The sequence below is a fragment of the Dorea sp. Marseille-P4042 genome, from assembly GCF_900290215.1.
GTDB lineage: Bacteria > Bacillota > Clostridia > Lachnospirales > Lachnospiraceae > Dorea > Dorea formicigenerans.
The window spans coordinates 100,265-120,081 of the sequence record NZ_OLMI01000002.1 but is presented as its reverse complement, the minus strand read 5'-3'; the positions used below and the strand labels follow the sequence as shown (position 1 = coordinate 120,081).

General features: G+C 37.4%; 21 protein-coding genes. All 21 read left to right on the top strand.

The features are described from left to right. Positions 1 to 13 precede the first annotated feature (13 nt). The 21 genes from purE (at position 14) to C7E02_RS05910 (ending at position 19,781) form a co-directional block, all read left to right on the top strand. Positions 14 to 526: a 5-(carboxyamino)imidazole ribonucleotide mutase gene (gene purE, locus C7E02_RS06005; RefSeq protein ID WP_105309072.1), complete on the top strand. Its 513-nt coding sequence runs from the start codon at positions 14 to 16 to the stop codon at positions 524 to 526. A gap of 80 nt (positions 527 to 606) precedes the next feature. After that, positions 607 to 1,632 (top strand): phosphoribosylformylglycinamidine cyclo-ligase, encoded by a 1,026-nt coding sequence (gene purM, locus C7E02_RS06000; protein ID WP_105309071.1) that lies wholly within the window; start codon positions 607 to 609, stop codon positions 1,630 to 1,632. Then, positions 1,626 to 2,249 carry a phosphoribosylglycinamide formyltransferase gene (gene purN / locus C7E02_RS05995; protein ID WP_105309070.1) on the top strand — a complete coding sequence of 208 codons (624 nt, stop codon included), beginning with the start codon at positions 1,626 to 1,628 and terminating at the stop codon, positions 2,247 to 2,249. The genes purM and purN overlap by 7 nt, the downstream gene beginning before the upstream one ends. Before the next feature lie 82 nt (positions 2,250 to 2,331). Continuing rightward, positions 2,332 to 3,606, top strand: a complete 1,275-nt coding sequence (gene purD / locus C7E02_RS05990; protein ID WP_105309069.1) for a phosphoribosylamine--glycine ligase — start codon at positions 2,332 to 2,334, stop codon at positions 3,604 to 3,606. 193 nt (positions 3,607 to 3,799) lie between these two features. Then, complete coding sequence (locus tag C7E02_RS05985; RefSeq protein ID WP_105309068.1) at positions 3,800 to 4,138, top strand: helix-turn-helix domain-containing protein; 339 nt, start codon at positions 3,800 to 3,802, stop codon at positions 4,136 to 4,138. A gap of 196 nt (positions 4,139 to 4,334) precedes the next feature. Next, the gene (locus C7E02_RS05980) at positions 4,335 to 4,580 is read left to right on the top strand and encodes a hypothetical protein (RefSeq protein WP_105309067.1); all 246 of its coding nucleotides are present in this window, start codon (positions 4,335 to 4,337) and stop codon (positions 4,578 to 4,580) included. A 409-nt stretch (positions 4,581 to 4,989) separates the two neighbouring features. Beyond that, positions 4,990 to 5,982: a glycine betaine ABC transporter substrate-binding protein gene (locus tag C7E02_RS05975; protein WP_105309066.1), complete on the top strand. Its 993-nt coding sequence runs from the start codon at positions 4,990 to 4,992 to the stop codon at positions 5,980 to 5,982. Positions 5,983 to 6,049: 67 nt separating this feature from the next. Beyond that, entirely contained in the window at positions 6,050 to 7,225 is a 1,176-nt protein-coding gene (locus tag C7E02_RS05970; RefSeq protein ID WP_105309065.1) for an ABC transporter permease, read from the top strand. Continuing rightward, complete coding sequence (locus C7E02_RS05965) at positions 7,222 to 8,154, top strand: ABC transporter ATP-binding protein (protein ID WP_105309064.1); 933 nt, start codon at positions 7,222 to 7,224, stop codon at positions 8,152 to 8,154. Before C7E02_RS05970 ends, C7E02_RS05965 begins: the two co-directional genes overlap by 4 nt. A 5-nt stretch (positions 8,155 to 8,159) precedes the next feature. After that, on the top strand, positions 8,160 to 8,894 hold the full coding sequence (locus C7E02_RS05960; protein WP_105309063.1) for an ABC transporter permease: 735 nt from the start codon (positions 8,160 to 8,162) through the stop codon (positions 8,892 to 8,894). Between the two features lie 15 nt (positions 8,895 to 8,909). Further along, positions 8,910 to 10,166 (top strand): MFS transporter, encoded by a 1,257-nt coding sequence (locus C7E02_RS05955; protein WP_105309062.1) that lies wholly within the window; start codon positions 8,910 to 8,912, stop codon positions 10,164 to 10,166. Further along, complete coding sequence (locus tag C7E02_RS05950; protein ID WP_158682983.1) at positions 10,123 to 10,965, top strand: DUF169 domain-containing protein; 843 nt, start codon at positions 10,123 to 10,125, stop codon at positions 10,963 to 10,965. Before C7E02_RS05955 ends, C7E02_RS05950 begins: the two co-directional genes overlap by 44 nt. Further along, the gene (locus tag C7E02_RS05945; protein ID WP_158682981.1) at positions 10,958 to 12,001 is read left to right on the top strand and encodes a uroporphyrinogen decarboxylase family protein; all 1,044 of its coding nucleotides are present in this window, start codon (positions 10,958 to 10,960) and stop codon (positions 11,999 to 12,001) included. The genes C7E02_RS05950 and C7E02_RS05945 overlap by 8 nt, the downstream gene beginning before the upstream one ends. 406 nt (positions 12,002 to 12,407) lie before the next feature. After that, the gene (locus C7E02_RS20055) at positions 12,408 to 12,536 is read left to right on the top strand and encodes a hypothetical protein (protein WP_278336543.1); all 129 of its coding nucleotides are present in this window, start codon (positions 12,408 to 12,410) and stop codon (positions 12,534 to 12,536) included. Positions 12,537 to 12,565: 29 nt separating this feature from the next. Continuing rightward, on the top strand, positions 12,566 to 12,802 hold the full coding sequence (locus tag C7E02_RS05940; RefSeq protein WP_105309059.1) for a hypothetical protein: 237 nt from the start codon (positions 12,566 to 12,568) through the stop codon (positions 12,800 to 12,802). A gap of 73 nt (positions 12,803 to 12,875) precedes the next feature. Further along, positions 12,876 to 14,123, top strand: a complete 1,248-nt coding sequence (locus C7E02_RS05935) for a glutamate-5-semialdehyde dehydrogenase (RefSeq protein ID WP_105309058.1) — start codon at positions 12,876 to 12,878, stop codon at positions 14,121 to 14,123. 659 nt (positions 14,124 to 14,782) lie between these two features. Continuing rightward, positions 14,783 to 15,823: an N-acetyl-gamma-glutamyl-phosphate reductase gene (gene argC / locus C7E02_RS05930; RefSeq protein WP_005334447.1), complete on the top strand. Its 1,041-nt coding sequence runs from the start codon at positions 14,783 to 14,785 to the stop codon at positions 15,821 to 15,823. A gap of 24 nt (positions 15,824 to 15,847) precedes the next feature. Next, the gene (locus C7E02_RS05925) at positions 15,848 to 16,291 is read left to right on the top strand and encodes a GNAT family N-acetyltransferase (RefSeq protein WP_005337066.1); all 444 of its coding nucleotides are present in this window, start codon (positions 15,848 to 15,850) and stop codon (positions 16,289 to 16,291) included. Between the two features lie 130 nt (positions 16,292 to 16,421). Beyond that, positions 16,422 to 17,645, top strand: a complete 1,224-nt coding sequence (gene argJ / locus C7E02_RS05920; protein WP_005337068.1) for a bifunctional glutamate N-acetyltransferase/amino-acid acetyltransferase ArgJ — start codon at positions 16,422 to 16,424, stop codon at positions 17,643 to 17,645. A 56-nt stretch (positions 17,646 to 17,701) separates the two neighbouring features. After that, the gene (argB, locus tag C7E02_RS05915; RefSeq protein WP_022279143.1) at positions 17,702 to 18,601 is read left to right on the top strand and encodes an acetylglutamate kinase; all 900 of its coding nucleotides are present in this window, start codon (positions 17,702 to 17,704) and stop codon (positions 18,599 to 18,601) included. Next, positions 18,588 to 19,781: an aspartate aminotransferase family protein gene (locus tag C7E02_RS05910; RefSeq protein ID WP_330406742.1), complete on the top strand. Its 1,194-nt coding sequence runs from the start codon at positions 18,588 to 18,590 to the stop codon at positions 19,779 to 19,781. The genes argB and C7E02_RS05910 overlap by 14 nt, the downstream gene beginning before the upstream one ends. Positions 19,782 to 19,817: the final 36 nt, after the last annotated feature.

Sequence of the window (19,817 nt, the reverse complement as noted above, 5' to 3'; positions counted from 1 at the left end):
AAGGGTGAATGCTATGCCAAGAGTAGGAATTATAATGGGAAGTGACTCAGACCTTAAGGTCATGAGCAAAGCAGCAGTCATGCTGGAAGAATTAGGAATTGATTATGAGATGACAATCATCTCCGCACACCGTGAGCCGGATGAACTGATCGAGTGGACACGCAGTGCAGAAGGACGCGGAATGAAAGTTATGATCGCGGGAGCTGGAATGGCAGCAGCCCTTCCGGGAATGTGTGCAGCATTGTTTGCCCTTCCGGTTATCGGGGTTCCGCTTTCGGGAAAGAATCTGGACGGAATGGACGCAGTCTTTTCTATTATGCAGATGCCACCGGGAGTTCCGGTAGCAACAGTAGCAATTGACGGAGCAAAGAATGCAGCGATTCTTGCGGCAAAGATCCTTGCAGCTTCCGATGAGGCTTTGCTTCAGAAATTAAAAGATTATACAGTAAGCCAGAAAGAGGCAGTGAAGGCAAAAGCGGCAAAACTGGATGAAATCGGATATGAAGCATATCTGGCTTCTAAATAAATCAATGAACATCAATAATAAGAATTAAAATATAGTAATAAAGATTATTATAAAATCTAAAGTACATAAGGAGACGAGTTATGGATTACAAGAATGCAGGTGTGGATATCGAGGCTGGTTACAAATCAGTAGAACTTATGAAAGAGCATGTAAAGAAGACTATGCGCGAAGAAGTACTTGGCGGTCTTGGTGGATTTTCCGGTGCATTTTCTCTTGCAAAGATTAAAGAAATGGAAGAGCCGGTTCTTCTTTCAGGAACAGACGGATGTGGAACAAAAGTAAAACTGGCTATGATCATGGACAAGCATGATACCATCGGAATTGATGCAGTTGCAATGTGTGTAAATGATATTGCTTGTGCAGGTGGAGAACCATTATTCTTCCTGGATTATATTGCATGCGGAAAGAATTACCCAGAGAAAATTGCTTCTATCGTAAGTGGTGTGGCAGAAGGCTGTATCCAGTCAGAAGCAGCACTGATCGGTGGCGAGACTGCGGAACATCCGGGACTGATGCCGGAGGATGAGTATGATCTGGCAGGATTTGCAGTTGGTGTATGTGATAAGAAAGATATGATCACAGGTGAGAATTTAAAAGATGGAGATGTTCTGATCGGTATGGCATCTACAGGAGTGCACAGCAATGGATTTTCTCTTGTAAGAAAAGTATTTGACATGACAAAAGAGTCTCTGAACACATATTATGATGATCTTGGAACAACACTTGGTGAGGCACTTCTTGCTCCGACCAGAATTTATGTGAAAGCATTAAAGAGCATTAAAAATGCAGGTGTGACTGTAAAAGCATGCAGCCATATTACAGGTGGCGGTTTCTATGAAAATGTACCAAGAATGCTGATTGATGGAGTGAAAGCGGTTGTTAAAAAAGACAGCTATCCAATCCCGCCAATTTTCACAAAACTTGCAAAAGAAGGAAATGTTGATGAGCATGCGATGTATAATACATACAATATGGGTATCGGAATGATTGTTGCAGTTGATCCGGCTGATGTAGATAAGACTATGGAAGCAATTAAAGCAACAGGAGACAAACCGTATGTGATTGGTCATATTGAGGCCGGAGAAAAGGGAGTTACATTATGTTAAATGTAGTAGTTCTTGTATCTGGTGGCGGAACGAATCTTCAGGCTATTATCGATGCGGTGGAAAAGGGGACGATTACGAATACGAAGATTGCAGGCGTGATCAGCAATAATAAAAATGCATATGCACTTGAGCGGGCCAAAAAACATGGAATTGAAAATTGCTGTATTTCCCCAAAAGATTATGCTGACAGAGCAACATTCAATCAGAAATTTCTGGAGAAGATGGATGAACTGAATCCAGATCTGATTGTGCTGGCAGGATTCCTTGTAGTGATTCCTCCAGAAATGATTGCAAAATACCGCAATCGTATCATTAATATCCATCCGTCTCTCATTCCGTCATTTTGCGGAACAGGCTATTATGGATTGAAAGTTCATGAGGCAGCACTCGCAAGAGGAGTCAAAGTTGTGGGCGCGACGGTTCATTTTGTAGATGAAGGAACAGACACCGGTCCGATTATTTTACAGAAGGCAGTGGAAGTTGAAGAAGGAGATACACCGGAAGTATTGCAGAGACGTGTCATGGAGCAGGCAGAGTGGAAGATACTTCCGAAAGCAATTGACTTGATCGCAAATGGAAAAGTAAAAGTAGAGGATGGAAGAACTCATATTATATAGTAAGAATACGAACTGTAGGGAAACTTGCAGTTCGTTTTGATACATGAAAACCTATATCATAAAAGCAGCAGGAGGGAATAAAATGAAAGTATTAATCGTAGGTGGCGGCGGAAGAGAGCATGCAATTGCACAAAGTGTTGCAAAGAGTGAGAAGGTCGATAAGATTTACTGTACACCGGGAAATGCCGGAATTGCAGCACTGGCAGAATGTGCACCTATCGGAGCGATGGAGTTCGATAAGATTGTAGCCTTTGCTAAGGAAAAAGAAGTAGATCTTGTAATTGTAGGAATGGACGATCCGCTTGTAGGCGGCCTCGTAGATGAACTGGAAGCAGCTGGGATTCGTGCATTCGGTCCAAAGAAAAATGCAGCAATTCTGGAAGGCTCCAAAGCATTTTCAAAAGATTTAATGAAAAAATACAATATCCCAACTGCAGCATATGAGAATTTTACAGATCCGGATGCGGCAATTAAGTATCTGGAGACAGAGGCAAAATTTCCAATCGTATTAAAAGCAGATGGACTGGCTCTTGGAAAAGGAGTTTTGATCTGCAATACACTGGAGGAAGCAAAAGATGGTGTCAAAGAGATTATGCTGGATAAGAAATTCGGTTCTGCAGGAAATGAGATGGTCATTGAAGAATTTATGACAGGTCGTGAAGTTTCCGTACTTTCTTTTGTAGATGGCAACACAATTAAGACCATGACAAGTGCTCAGGATCACAAGCGTGCCGGAGATGGAGATACTGGACTCAACACTGGAGGAATGGGAACATTTTCACCAAGTCCATTTTATACAAAGGAAGTTGAAGATTTCTGCAACAAATATGTATATCAGGCAACAGTCGATGCCATGAAAGCAGAAGGCCGTCCATTCAAAGGAATTATTTTCTTCGGACTTATGCTGACACCAGACGGACCGAAAGTACTGGAGTATAATGCCAGATTTGGAGATCCGGAGGCTCAGGTCGTACTTCCAAGAATGAAGAATGATATTATTGAAGTCATGGAAGCCTGCATTGATGGAACATTGGATCAGATCGACCTTCAGTTCGAAGACAATGCAGCAGTGTGTGTCGTGCTTGCAAGTGACGGATATCCGGTAAAATATGACAAAGGTCTGCCAATCACAGGATTGGAGGAATTTGATAAACACGATGGTTACTATTGCTTCCATGCCGGAACAAAATTTGACGGAGACCAGATCGTTACAAACGGAGGACGTGTCCTTGGTGTGACAGCAAAAGGAAAGGATTTGAAAGAGGCGAGAGCTAATGCCTATGCAGCAACAGAATGGGTAAAATTTGATAATAAGTATATGAGACATGATATCGGAAAAGCTATTGATGAAGCTTAAATAGCAGAAAAAATAAATCAGGCGAATAAAAAAAGAAAGTGCGTATCTGAAAAGTATGTACTTTCTTTTTTTTGATGGGCGAAAAACTACTTATTGCCATAATATGGAAATTATAGTTTGGATGAAAATACAGAAATTATAGCACGTTGATACGAAATGGAGAATCTTATAGGATTAACTAAAGGAGAGGATTATGGATAATAACTTTAGTATAGGAAATCGTATTCGTGAATTGCGCAATCAAAAACATTTAAGCCAGGAACAATTGGCTCTTTCGGCAGAGATTACTACTGCTTATCTGGGACAGATAGAGAGAAATGAAAAAAATCCTACAGTTGCTGTCGTATCAAAATTATGTGGGGCGTTGGGAATAGAACTGTCGGACTTTTTTTCACAAAAAGAAATACCGCAAAATGAACTAGATTCATTGACATTGCAGATTCTTTATCTGGTGAAGAATGAGAATGATGAGGTGAAACAGATTATCTTGCAGATGATCAAGCAGGCATTGAAATTGAAAAGGGAAAGATAAAAGCTATGCACTCGAAGAAAGAGTGCATAGCTTTTTTAATCGATATATAGATAATAAAAATAAATGAATAATATATATATAATTAATCAATTTTACAATTTGTGATTGACACTATATACTAACTATTGTACTTATACTATAGTGATTGAAAAAACATATTAAGAGTAACTATAATAATATTTTGTGAGTAATTATAATGAAAAAAAGTGATTTAGAAACACGATCAGTTTATCTATGTGAACAATACAGAAGACATGGATATGCTTGTTCAGAGTCTGTTTGTAGAGCGCTTGCGGATATTTATAATTTACAACTTTGCGAGGATGCAAAAAGGGTAATTAGTGTATTTGCGGGAGGAGCGGTTGATGACGGAAGGTGTGGAATAATTGAAGCTGGATTATTGAGTAGTCCTTTACTTTATGATAAAGGAAAATATAAATAGAGCATTTTATAAAAATATATTTGTCAAGATGCACAAATTTTTAGGATAAAAGAATCTGAACATTGATTCATGCAATCATAACATTACTCAATTAATCTGTAAAAAGGACATAAAATCCCTGTGATAGAATTCAGAAGTAATTGTTAAGCTATAAGCAAGAATGTATACCTAAGGCAGATTGGCATTTACCTTTTAGCGAGATTTCTTATAGAAGCAAAATCAAGGCTGTGTTTTTATCAAGTTTCAAATTATTTCATCGTAACAGACAAGAGGAGTTTCTTTTCTATTCACTTGATAGGTGAAAACGGGTATTCAGTTAAAATACAGTAACTATGTGGTTTTCAGTCACTTTCGCGGCTGTGTCGTGAATGATTTAGGATTATTTATAATTTTGAAGGAGGAAATTGCTATGAAACAAAAGTGGATAAGTATTTTGCTGTGTGTTGCAATGTGCGCAACATTGGCAGTAGGATGTGAAGGAAAGGCAAAAGGAGAGTCTGAAGGTAAATCAGATTCAAAAACTGAGAAGACAGTAGAAATCAAAAATGAAGGAGATCCTATTGTTATAGCTACTATGACAGATGAAGAAAGTCAAATATATGGCGAATTAATGAAACAGATACTAGAAGCTAATGGATATGAGGTAGAGGCGAGTGGTATTGGAACATATAATAATTCAACATTGCCACGACAATCATTAATGGAAAAACAAGTTGATCTTGTTCAAGATTATACAGGGCGTGGAATGATGTTTATTAAAGATGTTGATACATCTGCTTATCAGACAGATTTAGAAACTGCGTTTAATACAACGAGAGAAGCTGATGAAAAAAATGGCCTTGTATGGATGTGCTACTCTCCGTATAATAACACAGATGGAATATGTGTTAGAAAGGAATGGGCAGAAAAAAATCATATAAAAGATTTTAACGATTTTGCAAAGTATATCAATGATGGTGGAGAAATGAAACTTGCTGTTGCAACAGAAAATAGTTATTTTGTAACAGAACCTATATGTCTTCCAGGATGGGAAGAAAAATATGGATTTAAACTCAATGAAAATCAAGTTGTTGTAGGAGTAAGTGATCCTCAAACGATGGTTGCTAATGGAACAGATGGCGTAATTGCGAGCAATTGTTATACAACTGGTGGAACATTGGAAGCGTTGGATTTATATGTAATAGAAGATCCGGAATATGTTTCTCCGATTTACAGTCCATCAGCGGTTTGTACAGAAGATTTCCTGAAGGAGTATCCAGAGATTCAAGAAATATTAACACCTATGTATGAAGCTATTGATGAAGATACTATTAGGGATATGAATAAAAGATTATCTACGGATGGTGAAAGTGCAGCAGATATTGCGTCAGGTTTTTTGAAAGAAAAAGGTTTTATTAAGTAAATAAAGATTACTGCTGACTCCGTTTATAGAATAGTAAGCGGAGTCAGAACTATATTGGAGGATAAAGATGGTAAAAAAGCAAGACGTGGCAACTGATATTTTGTCTTTTTTGATGCTGCTTTTTTTGATGTTAAATCAATTTATGTTTCAAGCACCAGCACGTATTGGAATAAAAAAAGGACTTACAGCAAAAGAGTGTTTAGGAGCTAACTATGTAATTTTACTTGGAATAACCACAGTACTGTTTTTCTTGGTAATTATAAAAGGAGAAAAAGAAAATTTAAATTTTCTGGCTGGAATTATGGCTAGTTTATGTTTGGGCTTTGCAATTCTTTTTGCGGGACAGGCAGTGAATGTTGTAGAAGTATCTTCGCCGAATGGCCGAGTTTCCATGAGTATAGGATGTTATTTATATATCGTGATAGCGTATTTGGTAGAAGTAAAGTGTAATGAGTATATTGAAAAAAAATGGAAACGTTTTATTGTAATTGCATTGGGTGGAATAATTGCAATAATGGCATTTGTAACAGGACAAATGAGTGGATTATCGATTATGAAAGAATATTTAACCTATCGGAAAGAATTTGCCAATTACTTTGTTAATCATATTAGTATGTCTTTCAAAGTTGTAATATCTGGTATAATTTGTGGGATTCCATTAGGATGGTGTGTTTACAAATTTTCACGGATAGGAAAAATAATAACAATAGTATTAAATACGATAGAGTCTATTCCATCACTTGCATTAATTTGTGTTATGATGTTTCCTTTGTCTTTCTTGAGCAATAAATTTCCTATTTTAAAAGAGTATGGCATTTCAGGTGTTGGTGCTACTCCTGTATTTTGTGCATTGTTTTGTTATTCGTTATTTCAAATTGTTAATAGTATGTATGGAGCGTTAAAAGTAGTTGATAAGCAATATATAGATGCAGCTAAAGGTATGGGGATGACTACATTACAGATATTTACCCAAATTGAATTCCCAATTATTATGCCTATTATTATATCTGGAATTCGCGTTTCGCTTACATCAACAATTTTAGGAGTAACTATAGGTTCATATATAGGATATGGTGGACTTGGAAAATTCATTTTGCAGGGATTGAATGGTTTTGCAATAGATATTGTAATGTTAGGCACACTTCCAATTATGGGAATGGTTTTCCTTTTTGATTTTATTTTGAAAAAATTGGTAGATTTTATTGAGTTTTACCGAAAAACTAAGGGGGTAGTGAATGTATGATTGCGTTAAGAAATGTTACAAAAAAATTTGAAACACAAGTTGCAGTAGATAACTTATCAATGGAATTACAAACTGGAGAATTATGTATGTTTGTAGGAGAATCAGGATGTGGGAAATCAACTACGCTTCGAATGATTAATAGATTGATAGACGCTGATGAAGGTGTTATAGAGATTAATGGTAAAAATATTTATGATTATAACGAGGTCGAACTACGTAGAAGTATTGGTTATGTTGTTCAAAATACAGGGCTTTTTCCACATATGAATGTTAGAGAAAATATTTCTATTGTTCCAAGACTTTTAAAATGGAATGAAAATAAAATCTTAGATAGGGCAAAAGAATTGATTGATCTTGTTGGTCTTGAGGTAGAGTCTTATATTAATAAATATCCTTCAGAACTTTCAGGCGGCGAAGCGCAACGAATAGGAGTTGCAAGAGCTTTGGCAGCAGATCCGGATATTATTCTTATGGACGAACCATTTGGAGCAGTAGATCCATTGAATAGAGCAAATCTTCAAAATGAATTTATGAAGATTCAGAAACAATTGAAAAAAACAGTTATATTTGTTACTCATGATATTGACGAAGCAATGAAAATGGGTGATAAAATTGCAATTATGTCTAAAGGAAAATTGGAACAGTTTGAATCGCCAGAAACGATATTACTGTCAAATAATAATTTTGTTAGATCTTTTTTAGGAAAAGAGACATATATTAAAATTTTAAACAGATTTCAAGTACGTGAATACATGAAAAAAGATATTAAAAAAGAACTTTGCTATAAGGTGAATGTGGATGAAAATTTAAGAGATGCATTAGCAGAAATGATTGAATATGGCACAGAAGCTATGAGTGTAGTTGAGAATGGGAAAATAAAAGGAACACTGTGGTTGAATGATATTGTGAATATATTTCAAAAAGGATAAGAACGATGAAAAAAAATAATAAAATGGATGGATATACAGTAGCCATTATATTGATTCTGCTGATATTAATATTATTTGTTTTTGGTTTCCAGTATATTGAAAAATGGGTATATGATGTATGGCCGTATGAAGTCGGAAATGTTGCAAAATACAGTTTGCCGAAATTAACTGCACAATTTCTTGAAATAGCAATAATTTCTTGTGCATTGTCAGTTGTTATAGGTGTTGGACTTGGAATCTTTTGCTTTACAAAACTAGGAGAAACTTTTGGAGTGGTAATAGAAAAAAGTGCTATGATAATGCAAACAATACCTACAATGGCAGTTTTGATGTTCGGTCTTACTGCATTTGGTATAGGAATAAGAGCCGCAATTTTTGCATTATTGCTTCAATCACTACTGCCTATAGTATTTGCAACAATGGCAGGGTTACGTAATGTTTCGCAAGTATATATTGAAATTGGTAAAGGATTGGGGATGACAAAGAGGCAGATTTTATGGAAAATTCAATTGCCACTTGCTCTTCCGGTTATTTTATCAGGAATGCGTACATCATTAATTATTTGTGTGAGTGCTGCAACACTTGCATTTAGTACAGGAGCTGGAGGATTAGGACTTTTGATTCAGACGGGATGTTCAACATATAATACAGTATATATAATGGAGGGCACGATTCCGATATGTTTGATTGCTATTTTAATGGATCAAATTATTAGAAAAATAGAAAAACATTATACATAAGGCAGTCGGATAAATATGAATGCGAAAAAAAAAACTATAATCTTTATTTTATCTTTAGGCATTATAGGTATGTATGGCTTTCCATATATGAAAAATACATTCTATAATGTTATGAAAATATCGTTGGGGCTTTCAGATATTCAACTAAGTAGAGTTTGGGGAATGTTTGGAATAGTGGGAATGTTTTCATATATTTTTGGTGGTTATTTTGCAGATAGAATTTCTCCTAGAAAGATATTAATAATAGCATTGAGTATGTCTTCTATTCTGCATATGTATGTATCGTTTGTTCCATCTTATTTCGTGCTACTTACTATTTCAGGATTAATGGGAATTGTTGCAGTGTTTGCTTTTTTTCCAGCTTCATCAAAGGTTTTGAGTTCTATAGGGGGAAAAAAGCAGGCAGGTAGAGTATTTGGCATATATTATGCATTGGAGGGAGTAGGAGGTATGATTGTAAATTCTATTGGAAGTAGAATTTACATATTGACAGGAAATGAAATGCAGGTATTTACGATGATTGTAAGGATATATGCAGTTTTAAATTTAGTTGCAGCTATAGGAATTTATTTTTTTCTTTCAGACATCGAAACGAAAGAGATTCAAGGTCATCAAATTTCTTTTTCACTGTTAAAGTATATATATAGAAGAAAAGAAATATGGTTGATTGCGGTGATTACTATGTGCAATTTTGTGATGTATTGTAGTTTAACATATATTACCCCTTATTTAACAGATGTATATATTATATCTGAAAGTAGAGCGCTAATTTATGGAATTATACGTGTGAATATATTGACATTTTTTTCGGCAATTATTTTTGGAAAATTGTCAGACATAAAACAATCAGCATTATATTTAATTAAATGGATTATGCCAGTTCAAAGTGTAATACTTGTATTATTAATTAGCAATGGAATGACTTGGAAAAATGAAGCAATTGCAGTTATTATAACATTGATTTATGCTTTTATAGCAACAGGCGTAAAAGCGATTTGCTTTGTTCTGATTACAGAGTCTGGAATTCCAATGTTTATTATGGGTACTGCAATAGGCTTGGTGTCATTTGTTGGATATTCCCCAGATGCTTTTTTGTATCCAATTACGGGAAAACTATTGGAAACATATAGTGAACAAGGATACTGCTATTTGTTTTTTATATGTTTAATAGCTACAATAATTGCATATGCATGTTGTAAAACGTTATGGAAAATAAGGAGAAAAGATTGTGAAAAAGGAAGTAGTAGAGTTTCAGACGTTGCTGAAGTTTGAAACAAATAGAAAACTTGTGGGTGTAAAATTTATATACGATAAAGAAGAATATAATTCAGTAGACATTAAAGAAGCTACGCATCAAATGTTTTTTTGCATGATGATAAAAGCAGCAACTGTGGGACATAGTATGAAAGTAAAAAAAGAACATATTTATTGTTCTGCCGCGGCAGAAGTGCTGGGATTCACAGAAATTTCTTGGAAAACAAAAACGGGAAGAACGCAATATGAAAGAAATATGTATGGAACGGAAAAGGCATCTTTTGATATAGCAAATAGTAATCCATATTTGGAACATAATATATTTGGAATGTGCATTCAACCATTGGAAGATTTTAAGTATTCACCAGATATGGTTATTGCTTTTTGTAATCCATATACAGCTATGCGTATAATTCAAGGATATTCATATTTTTTTGGATTAGCGAAACAAATTGGCTTTTGTGGAATGGGGGGCGTTTGCACAGAATTACTAGCTAGAAGTTATAAGAACCAAGATCTTAATATTTCTTTTTTATGTTCGGGCACACGATTCGCGGCAGGATGGAAAGATGATGAAGTTGGTGTATCATTTCCGTACCATATGTTTGAACGTATTTTGGAAGGTGTAAGATGTACTGTAAATACATTTGAGCCGGATGATAAAAAGAATGAAATTTTACAAAGAGCTAAAAAAAATGGGATTTTAGTAGATATCAAAGAGGATACAAATTATTATGAATCTAGTTTGGGTGTTGCTAAAATGGGAACAATAGGATATCGAAAAAAATGCAAAAAGGAAAAGAATGTATATGAATAAATTATCATCAGCAGAAAGAATGAGACGATTTTATAATGGTCAAATTATAGATCGAGTGCCGGTATTTTCTTGTGCAACAATGTATGCGGGATGGGAAAAAGGATTAACATCAGAAGAATTTTATTTCGATGTAGCAAAGGCGTTCCAAGCTCAAAAAGAATTATATGAGGAGGGGTATGATGATCTTCCGTGCTATGATTTGCCACATGGAGAAATATTAGATTTTGGAGGAGAATTAATTATAAATCAAACGGGTAGAGTCTCACTTCCTTTTGTAAAAAGATTTCCAATAGATTCATTGGAGGAAGCATGGAAATATGAGTTACCACCAATGAGCGAAAGAAGATATACAAAGTATTATGTTAAGTTTCTAGAGTATGCTGAGAAACAAGGACAAATGGGAGTATCAATAAGTGCGGGATCTCCATTTACGATGATTGGTTCTATGGTTGATACAGGTTTATTAATGCGTTGGCTTGTAAAAGAACCAGATGTTGTACATCATTTACTAAATATAGCAATAAATTATCTTAATGAGAGCGCAGATTTGTTAATACAGAAATTTGGAATTGAAAGGTGTTCGGTTTCGTCCAATTATCCTTTTGAATCAAATTGTTTGATCTCACCAAAAATTTTTGAAAAATATGCTTATCCAGCTATGCTTAAAATACATAAAGATCTAAGACTAAAAGGACTTGAAAATTTTGGAATTCATCTTTGTGGTAATCATGATAAAAACATGAAATTTTTTAAAGACTTAAATCTTGCCCCAGGAAGTTTTATTAGCTCAGATGAAGCTAATTCGTTAAAAGTAGTAGCTGAAATATTTGGTAAGGATTATATCTATGCAGGTAATGTTTCAACCAAATTATTGGTCAACGGTACAAAACAACAAGTATACCAGCAGTCGAAAAATCTTATAGAAGAAATGCGCTATAATAATTTTATTCTTATGCCGTCTTGTGATTTGCCGATTAATACAAAAGCAGAAAATTTGGCTGCGATGTTAGAGGCTTCTTGTGATTTCAGTAAATAATGAAGCTTATAAAGATAAAAATAGACATAAATGAAAACGTATGGTGTCTGACAACATTTACTAATAAGTGGTTCATAGTAAATTACTAATCTTTGTTAATCAGAAAAAATGTAAACGCAAAATAGTGAACGCCTAGACATTTTGCGTTTACGCTATATTTAATTCAAGAGACCTTCTAGTCTCCGAATATTTAAAACCGAAAGGTAAACATTTTCATTGTTTCGAATTCTGAAATAAATACCCAATGTATATACATAAACTTTCGAACTATTGTTGCAAACAGGAAGCTAAAAAATTATAATGAAAAGAAAGCTAGAAATAAAATCAGAAGAATTAAAGATTATGTTTATTTATAATCATTATCCTAAAAAGTTGATTCAGTATTTTAAAATTAAAAGATAATGTAGTGACAAGTGTATTGGTCGGAGCATCAAAACCGGAACAGATCTTTGACGATATAAAAACCATTGACGGAGTCGGATTTTCAGAAGAAGGAATTCGGAAAATCGATGAGATTACAGTAGATTCATTATAGAGAATAACGGAGGCAAGGTAAAGTCAAGTATGTGTGAAGCATTAAAAGAGTTGATGGCAGAAGAATTTCAAGAAATGAGAGAACAAGTGACAGAACAGGTAACAGAACGGGTAACAGAACAGGTGACAGAGCAAGTAACAGAGCAGCTTACAGAACAATTTATAATGAATGCGTATGCAAGTACAGGGGATACGAGAAAGGTTTCTGATCTGCTAAAAATACCAGTGGAAATCGTTGAAAAAACAGTGGCAGCGCATGAGATATAGGAGGAAATCCGGGAAATTGATGAGATTATCGTAGATTAGTGATAGATGAATGATAGAAGCAGGAGGGCGTCACATGGATTATATAAAGGAGATTGGAAAGCGTGCAAAATCAGTTTCTGCACAGGTTCAGCATCTTTCCCAAAATCAGAAAAATGAAGGACTTCGAAGAGTAGCGGAAGAACTGGAAAATCAGAAAAGCTATCTTATGGCAGAAAATGAAAAGGATATTGAAAAAGCTGAGAAAGACGGTATGAAAGCATCTCTGATTGACCGTCTTCGCCTGACGGAAGAAAGAATTGCCGGAATGGCTGAAGGTCTCAGACAGATTGCTGATCTGGAAGATCCAATTGGTGCAACATTGTGGGAAAAGGTCAGACCGAATGGTCTTCGTATTGGAAAAAGAGTGGTTCCACTTGGGGTGGTCGGAATCATTTATGAATCGCGCCCGAACGTAACGGCAGATGCTTTTGGACTTTGCTTTAAGACAGGAAATGTTGTAATCCTACGTGGAGGTTCTGATGCAATCCATTCCAATCTTGCCGTGACAAAGGTGATTCGGGAAGGTTTGAAAAAATGTAATCTTCCAAAGGATGCGATTCTTCTTGTTGAAAATACAGATCGTGCAGTTGTCAATCAAATGATGAAGCTAAATAAATATATTGATGTTCTGATACCAAGAGGCGGAGCAGGACTCATTGCAAATGTAGTGCAGAACAGTACGGTCCCGGTTATTGAGACAGGAACCGGAAACTGTCACATTTTTGTGGACGAGACTGCAGACCTTGACATGGCAGTCCCGATTGTTGTCAATGCAAAGACACAGCGTCTCGGCGTATGCAATGCATGTGAATCACTTGTGGTTCATGAAAAAATCGCAGAACAGGCCATTCCGGTTATTTATAAAGCGCTTTGTGAAAAAGGCGTAGAAGTCCGGGGGGATGAGTGTGCTCGCGAGATTGTACCGGAGATTGTGACGGCAACAGAAGAAGACTGGGGCACAGAGTACCTGGATGCGATCATTTCCGTGAAGATTGTTTTTTCCATAGAAGAGGCAATTGCACATATTAACAAATACAATACCGGACATTCCGAGTCCATTATTACAAAAGATTATACAAATGCACTAAAATTCCAGGACGAGATTGACGCGGCAGCAGTTTATGTCAACGCATCGACCAGATTTACGGACGGATTTGAATTCGGATTCGGAGCAGAGATAGGAATCAGCACACAGAAATTGCATGCAAGAGGACCAATGGGATTAGAAGCACTTACCACGACAAAGTATGTGATTTTTGGAGATGGGCAGATTCGCCCGTAAGAAACAGAAAAAACTATGAATTTGCTTACGAAAGTATTTGAGCCGTCACTCCGTTGCACAAAGCATTCCGACAAGCCTGACAGAACAAAAATCATGTCAGCAAAGGCTACCATGATTTTTACAGTCTTGTCTCCATAATGCAAAGTCGGACGGTCATAATACTTTCGATAGCAAATATGGAGTTCTACGAATTTTGCAAGTTTCTTAGAGGAAATTAAGAGGTAGACTTGGGGACGAAAGTTTATCATATGTTGCACTTTTACAGGCAGAAGGATAAAGAGTAAAGATTAAAATATGCTGTGAAATTGTGCAAAAGTATTCATGAGATTGGATAATATGCATAATATTAAAAAGTTATGCATAAACACTTGAATATTATACATATAAGTTGTATAATCATGCACATAGCTTGAAGTGTATACAATGATAGTTTGACCAACAAAGTAAAGATGGAGCATAATGATACTTTGGTCAACAAAGCAACGGGGAAAGAACCAGCTCATTTTATCCGGTAAAGGTAAGGTGGAACGCCCCTGGTTTTGACGCCATATTTAAGTAGTAAAAGTATAATTGGTATGTGAGAGCTGATTGACTGTCTGAAATTAGCTGTCACATACCTTAGATAGTTTTAGATTTTACAATATAAGGAAGGTACAAAAATGATAAAAGTAGGAATCATCGGAGCCACAGGCTATGCAGGTGGAGAACTCGTTCGTATTTTAATGGGACATAAGGAGGCAGAAATTGTGTGGTATGGCTCAAGAAGCTATATTGATCAGAAGTATGCAGATGTATATCGCAATATGTTTCAGATTGTAGATGCAAAATGCATGGATGACAATATCGAAGCATTGGCAGATCAGGTAGATGTGATTTTTACAGCGACTCCTCAGGGATTTCTGGCTTCTGTCATTAACGAGAATATTTTAGGCAAGACAAAAATTGTAGATTTAAGTGCAGATTTCCGTATCAAAGATGTTAAGGTATATGAAAAATGGTATGGTATCGAGCACAAGAGTCCGCAATTTATTGAAGAAGCTGTTTATGGACTTTGCGAAGTGAACCGTGATAAAGTAAAAGGCGCAAGACTGATCGCTAATCCGGGCTGCTATACAACTTGCTCTATTCTGACAGCATATCCGCTGGCAAAAGAAGGGATCATTGATATGAGGACACTCATTGTAGATGCGAAATCCGGTACTTCCGGAGCAGGAAGAGGAGCAAAGGTTCCGAATCTTTTCTGTGAAGTCAATGAGAACATGAAAGCTTACGGTGTAGCATCTCACAGACATACACCGGAGATTGAAGAACAGCTTGGATATGCGTCAGGTGAAAATGTGACCATCAGTTTCACACCACATCTTGTTCCGATGAATCGTGGAATACTGGCAACAGAGTATGCTACATTGAAAAAAGATGTAACAGGTGAAGAAGTAAAAGCAATTTATGATAAATATTATGCAGACGAGAAGTTTGTGCGTGTGCTTGGTGAAGGCGTATGTCCGGAGACAAAATGGGTAGAAGGCAGCAATTATGTAGATATCGGATTCAAATTGGATCCAAGAACGAACCGTATTGTTATGATGGGAGCCATCGATAACCTTGTAAAAGGTGCAGCTGGACAGGCGGTTCAGAATATGAACCTTCTTTTCGGACTTCCGGAAAGCGAAGGACTGGAACTTGTTCCGATGTTCCCATAGAACAAATCTGAGGGGAGAAATAAAATGATACGAACAATGACAATTGAAGATTATGAACAGGTGCATGATCTTTGGATGAAAATACATGGTTTTGGAATTCGAAGTGTGGATGATTCAAAAGAAGGTGTGGAGCGCTTCTTAAAGAGAAATCCAACAACGAGTGTGGTGGCAGTTGAAGATGATAAGATTGTTGGTGCTATTTTATGTGGACATGATGGAAGAAGAGGGTGTCTCTATCATGTCTGTGTGGATGAAGCATACCGCATGCGCGGAATCGGAAAAGCAATGGTTGTATTTGCAATGGAAGCACTAAAAACAGAAGGAATCAACAACGTTTCTTTAATTGCATTTACAAAGAATGATATAGGAAATGCATTCTGGAAAGAGATTGGCTGGAAGAAGCGGGAAGATTTGAATTATTACGACTTTATATTAAATGAGGCGAATATCACTGCATTTATTCAGTAACTGAGAATGAGGCAAGTGCGAAGTGCAGAGCAATCTGCAGGCATCATAAGAATGCCGAGGCATTCTTGAATATGAAGAAAAAGCTTTGTAAAATAAGTGAATAAATAGAAGGAAACTTCAGGAGGAATATATGAAACAGATAAAAGGCGGTGTAACAGCTGCGAAGGGATATGAGGCTGCAAGTACAGCCGCAGGGATTAAATATCAGGGACGTACCGACATGGCATTGATCTATAGCCAGGTGCCTTGTGTATCTGCAGGAACCTTTACAACAAATGTTGTAAAGGCAGCCCCGGTTAAATGGGATCGCCAGATAGTAGACAGTGGCGCAGGCGTGCAGGCAGTTGTTGTAAACTCAGGAATTGCCAATGCATGTACCGGTGAAGAAGGCATGGGATATTGCAAAGAGACAGCCGAGGCAGCAGCGAAAGCGCTTAATATTGACGCAGCAGGTGTCCTGGTTGGTTCCACAGGAGTCATCGGAATGCAGCTTCCGATGCAGAAGCTGGTGGACGGAATCCAGGTGCTGGCAGGAAAGAAAGCAGAAGGTCTACAGAGCGGACACGATGCAGCTCTTGCAATCATGACGACTGATACAGTAGAAAAAGAGATGGCAGTTGAGATAGAGATTGGCGGCAAGACAGTCACAATCGGAGGAATGTCCAAAGGTTCCGGTATGATCCACCCGAATATGTGCACGATGCTTGCATTTATCACAACAGATGCCGCAATTACAAAAGAGGCACTGCAGAAGGCGCTGAGTGAAGACGTAGAAGATACTTACAACATGATTTCTGTAGATGGAGATACATCTACCAATGATACAGCAATTCTTCTTGCAAATGGTCTGGCAGGCAATCAGGAGATCACTTACGCAAGTCCGGAGTATGAGACATTTAAAGAGGCACTTCACATGGTCAACGAGACACTTGCCAAGAAAATGGCAGGAGATGGAGAAGGAGCGACTGCTTTATTTGAGGTGAAAGTCGTAGGAGCAGAGAGTATAAAGCAGGCAAAGACACTTGCAAAATCAGTTGTATGCTCCAATCTTACAAAGGCTGCAATTGCCGGACATGATGCAAACTGGGGGAGAATTCTCTGTGCAATGGGATATTCCGGTGTACAGTTTGATCCGGAAAAGGTGGATCTGTTCTTTGAAAGTAAGGCTGGAAAGCTTCAGATTATTGAAAATGGTGTGGCAACAGATTATAGTGAAGAAGCAGCCACAAAGATTTTATCTGAGCCTGAGATCACAGCAACGGCAGATATCAAAATGGGCGATTACAGTGCGACCGCATGGGGCTGTGATCTGACACATGAATATATCAATATTAACGCAGACTACAGAAGTTAAAGTACAGATAATTGCTAGAAACTAGTAGTTGGACGACAGAAGGGAAGTTTTTGGACATGAATAAAGATATGCAGCAATATTTGGATAAAGCAGAAGTACTGATTGAGGCGCTTCCATATATCCAGCGTTTTAACCGTAAGATTATCGTAGTAAAATATGGTGGAAGTGCCATGGTTGACGAGGAACTCAAAGCAAGAGTCATTCAGGACGTCACACTTTTGAAACTGGTAGGATTCAAACCGATCATTGTTCATGGCGGCGGTAAGGAAATCAGCCGCTGGGTTGGAAAAGTTGGTATGAAACCGGAATTTAAGAATGGACTTCGTGTGACCGATGAGGCAACTATGGAGCTGGCTGAGATGGTTCTGGGCAAGGTAAATAAAAGTCTTGTTCAGCTTGTAGAGAGCCTGGGAGTCCGCGCGATCGGAATCAGTGGAAAAGACGGAAGACTTCTCTCTGTAAAGAAAAAATATGCAAATGGTGAAGATATCGGATTTGTCGGAGATGTGACAAATGTAAATGCAGATATTCTTTACGATCTTCTGGAAAAAGATTTCCTTCCAATCATTTGCCCGGTAGGACTGGACGATGACAACAATACATACAATATTAATGCAGATGATGCAGCATGTGCGATTGCAAAAGCCATGAAAGCAGAGAAGCTTGCATTCCTGACAGATATTGAAGGAGTCTATAAGGATCCACAGGATTCATCCACACTGATTTCTGAACTGACAGTATCAGAGGCTCATAAGCTGGTGGGAGATGGATATATCGGCGGCGGAATGCTTCCGAAGATCAACAACTGTATCGAGGCTATTGAGAGTGGGGTATCCAGAGTTCATATTCTGGATGGAAGAATTCCACACTGCCTGCTGCTTGAAATCTTTACAAACAAAGGAATTGGTACAGCTATTTTAAATGACAGTGAGAGAAGGTATTATGATGGAGAATAATCAGACAAATACATATATGGAAGAGACAAACTCAGAACTGGTCCATACATATAACCGTTTTCCGGTTGTCTTAGATCATGGTGAGGGTGTTTATCTTTATGATACAGAAGGAAAGAAGTATCTGGATTTTGCGGCAGGAATTGCGGTATGTGGACTTGGATACAGTAATGAAGAGTATAAGACGGCATTAAAGAATCAGATAGATCTTCTGACACATACTTCGAATTTATACTATAATACAACGTGCGGAAAAGCAGCAAAAGCACTTTTGAAAGCATGTGAGATGGATAAAGTATTTTTTACTAACAGTGGTACAGAGGCAATTGAAGGTGCATTAAAAGCTGCCAGAAAATATGCTTACAAAAAAGGTACCGGACGTTATGAGTTCATTGCTATGGAGGATTCTTTCCATGGAAGAAGCATGGGAGCATTGTCTGTTACCGGAACAGAGCATTACAGAACGCCATTTGAGCCACTGATACCGGGCGTGAAATTTGCAAAATACAATGACCTTGACAGTGTAAAAGCACTGGTAAGTGATAAGACATGCGCAATTATTCTGGAAGCTCTTCAGGGGGAAGGCGGAATCACTCCGGCTACTGATGAATTTATGAAAGGACTCCGCCAGATTTGTGATGAAGAAGGAATTCTTCTGATTTGTGACGAGATTCAGTGTGGTATGGGACGTACAGGTTCTATGTTTGCATGGCAGGGATATGGTGTAAAACCGGACATCATGACGATGGCAAAAGCAATTGGAAATGGAGTTCCGGTAGGAGCATTTGCCATGACAAAAGAAGTGTCAGAATATTCTCTTGAGCCGGGAGATCACGGAACAACTTACGGTGGAAATCCGCTGGCGTGCGCAGCAGTTGCCAAGACGCTGGAGTTATTTGAAAAATACGATCTCACAGCTCATGTGCGTGAGATTGGCGCATATCTGACAGAAAAGCTGGATGAACTTGTTGCAGCAAATGACGCAGTTCTGGAGAGACGAGGAATTGGACTTATCCAGGGGATTAAGGTTAAGAAGCCGGTAGGAGAGATTAGCTCGGAGGCACTGAAAGAAGGACTTCTTATTATCAGTGCAAAGGGGAATGTACTTCGCCTGGTTCCGCCACTTGTGATTGAAAAAGAGCATGTAGATGAGATGCTGGAGATTTTGAAAAAGGTTCTGTAATAATAGCAGAGTGAAAAAATGTGGAGCAATCCGCAG

Bases quoted from the DNA above. Each gene is read 5' to 3' on its own strand.
- purE (WP_105309072.1), top strand. From the start codon at position 14: ATGCCAAGAGTAGGAATTATAATGGGAAGTGACTCAGACCTTAAGGTC.
- purM (WP_105309071.1), top strand. From the start codon at position 607: ATGGATTACAAGAATGCAGGTGTGGATATCGAGGCTGGTTACAAATCA.
- purN (WP_105309070.1), top strand. From the start codon at position 1,626: ATGTTAAATGTAGTAGTTCTTGTATCTGGTGGCGGAACGAATCTTCAG.
- purD (WP_105309069.1), top strand. From the start codon at position 2,332: ATGAAAGTATTAATCGTAGGTGGCGGCGGAAGAGAGCATGCAATTGCA.
- C7E02_RS05985 (WP_105309068.1), top strand. From the start codon at position 3,800: ATGGATAATAACTTTAGTATAGGAAATCGTATTCGTGAATTGCGCAAT.
- C7E02_RS05980 (WP_105309067.1), top strand. From the start codon at position 4,335: ATGAAAAAAAGTGATTTAGAAACACGATCAGTTTATCTATGTGAACAA.
- C7E02_RS05975 (WP_105309066.1), top strand. From the start codon at position 4,990: ATGAAACAAAAGTGGATAAGTATTTTGCTGTGTGTTGCAATGTGCGCA.
- C7E02_RS05970 (WP_105309065.1), top strand. From the start codon at position 6,050: ATGGTAAAAAAGCAAGACGTGGCAACTGATATTTTGTCTTTTTTGATG.
- C7E02_RS05965 (WP_105309064.1), top strand. From the start codon at position 7,222: ATGATTGCGTTAAGAAATGTTACAAAAAAATTTGAAACACAAGTTGCA.
- C7E02_RS05960 (WP_105309063.1), top strand. From the start codon at position 8,160: ATGAAAAAAAATAATAAAATGGATGGATATACAGTAGCCATTATATTG.
- C7E02_RS05955 (WP_105309062.1), top strand. From the start codon at position 8,910: ATGAATGCGAAAAAAAAAACTATAATCTTTATTTTATCTTTAGGCATT.
- C7E02_RS05945 (WP_158682981.1), top strand. From the start codon at position 10,958: ATGAATAAATTATCATCAGCAGAAAGAATGAGACGATTTTATAATGGT.
- C7E02_RS05940 (WP_105309059.1), top strand. From the start codon at position 12,566: ATGTGTGAAGCATTAAAAGAGTTGATGGCAGAAGAATTTCAAGAAATG.
- C7E02_RS05935 (WP_105309058.1), top strand. From the start codon at position 12,876: ATGGATTATATAAAGGAGATTGGAAAGCGTGCAAAATCAGTTTCTGCA.
- argC (WP_005334447.1), top strand. From the start codon at position 14,783: ATGATAAAAGTAGGAATCATCGGAGCCACAGGCTATGCAGGTGGAGAA.
- C7E02_RS05925 (WP_005337066.1), top strand. From the start codon at position 15,848: ATGATACGAACAATGACAATTGAAGATTATGAACAGGTGCATGATCTT.
- argJ (WP_005337068.1), top strand. From the start codon at position 16,422: ATGAAACAGATAAAAGGCGGTGTAACAGCTGCGAAGGGATATGAGGCT.
- argB (WP_022279143.1), top strand. From the start codon at position 17,702: ATGAATAAAGATATGCAGCAATATTTGGATAAAGCAGAAGTACTGATT.
- C7E02_RS05910 (WP_330406742.1), top strand. From the start codon at position 18,588: ATGATGGAGAATAATCAGACAAATACATATATGGAAGAGACAAACTCA.